The 3,995-nt window shown below is 52.9% G+C and carries 4 protein-coding genes; 2 read left to right on the forward strand and 2 right to left on the reverse strand.

What is annotated here, in order from left to right; translation table 11 throughout:
* Positions 1-65: 65 nt before the first annotated feature.
* Positions 66-692 carry an adenylate kinase gene (gene adk / locus DC28_RS12585; protein WP_037549347.1) on the forward strand — a complete coding sequence of 209 codons (627 nt, stop codon included), beginning with the start codon at positions 66-68 and terminating at the stop codon, positions 690-692.
* A 39-nt stretch (positions 693-731) separates the two neighbouring features.
* Here the strand turns inward: adk and DC28_RS12590 are convergent, their stop codons facing one another.
* Positions 732-1,718: a tetratricopeptide repeat protein gene (locus tag DC28_RS12590; protein WP_081942192.1), complete on the reverse strand. Its 987-nt coding sequence runs from the start codon at positions 1,716-1,718 to the stop codon at positions 732-734.
* Between the two features lie 3 nt (positions 1,719-1,721).
* Complete coding sequence (locus DC28_RS12595) at positions 1,722-2,795, reverse strand: uracil phosphoribosyltransferase (RefSeq protein WP_037549352.1); 1,074 nt, start codon at positions 2,793-2,795, stop codon at positions 1,722-1,724.
* A 363-nt stretch (positions 2,796-3,158) separates the two neighbouring features.
* Here DC28_RS12595 and DC28_RS12600 point away from each other — a divergent pair, with 363 nt between their 5' ends.
* Positions 3,159-3,635: a BAPKO_0422 family outer member beta-barrel protein gene (locus DC28_RS12600; protein ID WP_037549355.1), complete on the forward strand. Its 477-nt coding sequence runs from the start codon at positions 3,159-3,161 to the stop codon at positions 3,633-3,635.
* The last annotated feature ends 360 nt before the right edge of the window (positions 3,636-3,995 follow it).

Genomic DNA, 3,995 nt, shown 5'->3' on the forward strand with positions numbered 1-3,995 from the left:
AGCTCATAAGATAATTCAAACCAGTATATGTCTCTCCCGGCGACATTACAAAAAAAGGAGTTGGAATGCGGTTAATTTTTCTAGGCCCTCCCGGGGCCGGCAAAGGAACCATGGCAAGCCGATTGGCCCATGAACTGACAATACCCCATATTTCCACCGGCGATATTATTCGGGCAGCGATTCAGAACGGAACAGAGTTGGGACTGAAGGTAAAACGGATTGTAGAATCGGGAGATCTCGTACCCGATGACCTTACAATCACCCTGGTACAAAACAGACTTGCAGAGAAGGACGCAGATAGGGGCTTCATTTTAGACGGCTTTCCCAGGACGATTCCCCAAGCCGAAGCCCTGTCCCAGTTTAGCTCGGTGGATAAGGTCATTAACTTCGATCTCGAAGAGGATGAAATAATTAAGAGATTATCCGGACGAAGGGTTCACAAGGCGTCAGGACGCACCTACCATGTCATCTATAATCCGCCCAAGGTGGACGGTAAGGATGATGTAACCGGCGAAGAGTTGAGCATCCGTCCAGACGATCAGGTGGATGCGATAAAAAACCGGTTAGCGGTGTATGAAAAACAGACCGCACCCCTCATCAAGTACTACTCCGATCGGAATCTCCTGGCAAACCTGGACGCACGGCCCGCCCCGGACGCCGTATTCCAGGCACTTACCGCTATCACCTCATAACAATACCCTGCCTGCCGGACCGGCCTAGATGAGGCCGGTCTATTCGGCGGCTTCCAGGGTAGCTGCAGCGTCTGCCAATCTATTGAGCTCAGCCTGTTGGGTCGGATCAAAGACCGAAAAAAGCTCCTCCACTTCTTCAGCGAGTCCTGCCTCAATGGCTCGTTTAATCCAAGCAAAACCTTGGGATAAATCTTCAATTTCGGTTACATACAAGTGGGTAAGCTTGATAGCCTGCTCCTCGGCCTTATAGGATTGCCGGTGAAGGGTCGCACGAACCCCGGCCTCCTCCAGGTACAGACCGTGGAAATGAAGCACCTCTACAAGATCTGACAGGAAATCCGGCTTGCTGCCTCCCCGGGCCTGATAGCGTTTCAACAAATCAAGGGCTTCATCAAAGTTCTCACGTAACAGGGCTACCCGACCCGCTGCCGCCAACAGCTCCGGCTGATCATTCAGCCACTCCTCGGGTATTCCCTGGATCAACGCTGCAGCGGATTCCAAATCACCGAGCCTCACCCGGATAAGTATCCAGTTAAACAGCTCCTGGGGATTGGGTTCCCTCAGCTCCCCTAGGGCCTGGTAGTACCCCTCCGCAGATGAAAAGTCCTCCTGAAGGGCTGCGCTGTAGGCCAGGGCGGAGTAATAGAGGGGCTGCATCGGATCATCCTCTACCAACCCGGTGAGGATAGCTTCGGCCTCGGATTGGTTACCCAGGCGAAGGAGGCTAAGGGCATAGCTCAACCCCAGGCCGGGAATTTCCGGGTTCAACCCGTAGGCCCGGGAGAGATACTCCGTGGAGGCAGCATAATCACCCTCAGAATAAAAGGCATTGCCCAGGCGGTAATAATCTGCAGCAAGCTCCGCACGCTCACCCTCGGAGGATGCTGGGGTAAGGCAGCTGCTGAACAAAAGGAGCAACGCCCCCAACGCCAGTAAGAAGCCGAGAGCTCCTGGAGGCCTGATACAAAACCGGGACAAGAATCGATGGGGGATTGGTGTTGTGCAGGGGGTTTTCCGTTGATTCATGGTCTATATCATCTTGCCGAGAACGGTTTGTTCGATCTCCCGTACCTGCCACCGGTAGAGGTTGGCGATGTTTTGTCCGTAATCGGCGATCAGCTGGATCATATTCCGGGGCAACTCATCGCTGTCCCTGCCGTTAAGACGATCCCCCGCATCCCCGAGGCCCGGAAGAATGTAGGCGGCGGTATTCAGTACGGGATCCATCCAAAGGGTGTAGATCCGGATATGCTCTACAGCCCTAGCGACCTGAAGCGCCCCCTTGAGGGCCGAAATAACGGTGAAGAATCGGATAGACCGGGGTACTACCCCCTGGGATTCCAGATACCTGATGATGGTGACCAGGGATCCCCCGGTGGCGTTCATGGGATCAGCAAAAATGAGATCCTTGTCATTGAGACTCTCAAGGTCGAAATAGGAGTAATCCAAATCCAGAAGATAATCCATATCCCGCTCCTGCTTGCGGTCATCCCGACGGATCCGGAACAGAGCAAAGGGAGTGACATACCCTGAGGAGGAATACTCCTGAATCTCCTTGGACATGATCATACTCGGCAAGAGGGCCCCCCTGAGCATGACGCACATCACCGTATTTTCCAGCTTATCATCGATAGCCGGTATCTTGTGAACGGCATAGTTCTGAACCGGCTGGGTTACCGGGGTTTTAATAATGAGGTGATTTTTACGGGTAGTCTGCCCCATATGGTAAGCCAGTTGAAACAGCAGCTCATAGGCTCGCTGTATGTAGTACACGAATTCCTGGCGCTGGGTACGGGTATCTCGGAGCTTGGCAATAAGCCGAGACACCTCGCCATGGTTTTCTTTGGGCTGTAGGAAGCTGTATACCTGAATTCGGTCATGGGTACCGGTAATATCCTTCATGAGATCACCCATCTGGTTATACAATCCGATTATCTCATCCTTTGCCCTGCCCGGTGCGCCTACCTCCAATTCCTGGGCGTATTTTTGATACTGAACCAGGGCCTTGTCATAGAGCTCGTGCATCTGACTGATGTTGTCTTGATCCTCCTGGGTAAGATACCCATCAAGGTCTGTGGCATGAAGTACTATTTGTCGGGACATACGATTCTTCCTATCCTTTGATTTTCCCCCGAGGGGTTACAGCCAACAGGTATCGGTCCCCGCGGATGCATCCGGACACCCCTTAGGAACCGGTTCATAGGTAATGGGAGGTCTGGGACGAAAGATCCTGCTGATGTTCACGTTTCCAGCAAATAATACCATGCATGGTCAGCCCTTTCTATGGATATTTCCCGGTTCTTTCCCTATATTAAGCGTAGTGCGCAAAGGGTTGTAAACTACACCAGATATGGCGGAGCAACCGAGAATTCTACCCTTGGGGGGTGTCGCCGGGGTGGAACGTTACAAGCTGTTGCGCACTATATATAGTTGCCAAGAATACCTAGGTATCGTAAGGAGATTATCATGAATAGAAAAACCATCGTTTTAGCAGTTATCCTGGCCTTGGTCGGGATGACCAGCCTTTCGGCCATGGGCCTGGGAGTCGCCGCAGGTCTTCCTTTGGGAAACGGGTTACCCGGAAACAATGTGATGTTGAGCCTAAAACTTGACAACACCCCCCTGCTCTTCGGCATAGGCGCCCAGATCGGATCAAACTTTACCAGCATCGGGGTGACAGCAGATTATTGGATTACCAACGAGAGCCTTGCCGCTCCCCTGAACTTCTACCTCGGGGTCGGCGGCTACCTGGGGCTATCCTTAGGAAATTCTACCACCCTATCCCTGGGTGCCAGGATTCCCGTGGGCTTGAACATCTTCATTCTGCGCAGCTTGGAACTGTTTGTGGAAGTCGCCCCTGCCTTGGGAGTCGGGTTCAGTGATCCGGTGCAATTTCCCCAGGTAGGCGTCCAGGGAGCCTTCGGGTTCAGGGTCTGGTTCTAATACCGTTAAGCCGGCGGTCTGCATGGGCCGTCACGCATCTTGGTTCGCCCCGCTATCCAGCGGGGTATTTTTTTGCCCCTTGGGGGATGGTATCTCGTTTTTTAGGGGGATTCGAATGCCCGGTAAACAACAGCTCCGATGAAAAACCAGTCCATGGCAGGTATGCAGGGTGCTGGTGTATGGTATGGTGTACGGTTACAGCCCCTGGAGTACCGCATCGCCCATAGCAACGGATACAAACCGGATTCACCTGAGATCCCTCATGGATCAAGCATAAAAAAAGCCGATCACTATGATCGGCTTTCTGTCATCTCCTAGGGGAATCGAACCCCTGTTGCCGGGATGAAAACCCGGTGTCCT

Origin of the sequence: Spirochaeta lutea, from assembly GCF_000758165.1 — a bacterium.
Classification (GTDB): Bacteria; Spirochaetota; Spirochaetia; order DSM-27196; family Salinispiraceae; genus Spirochaeta_D; species Spirochaeta_D lutea.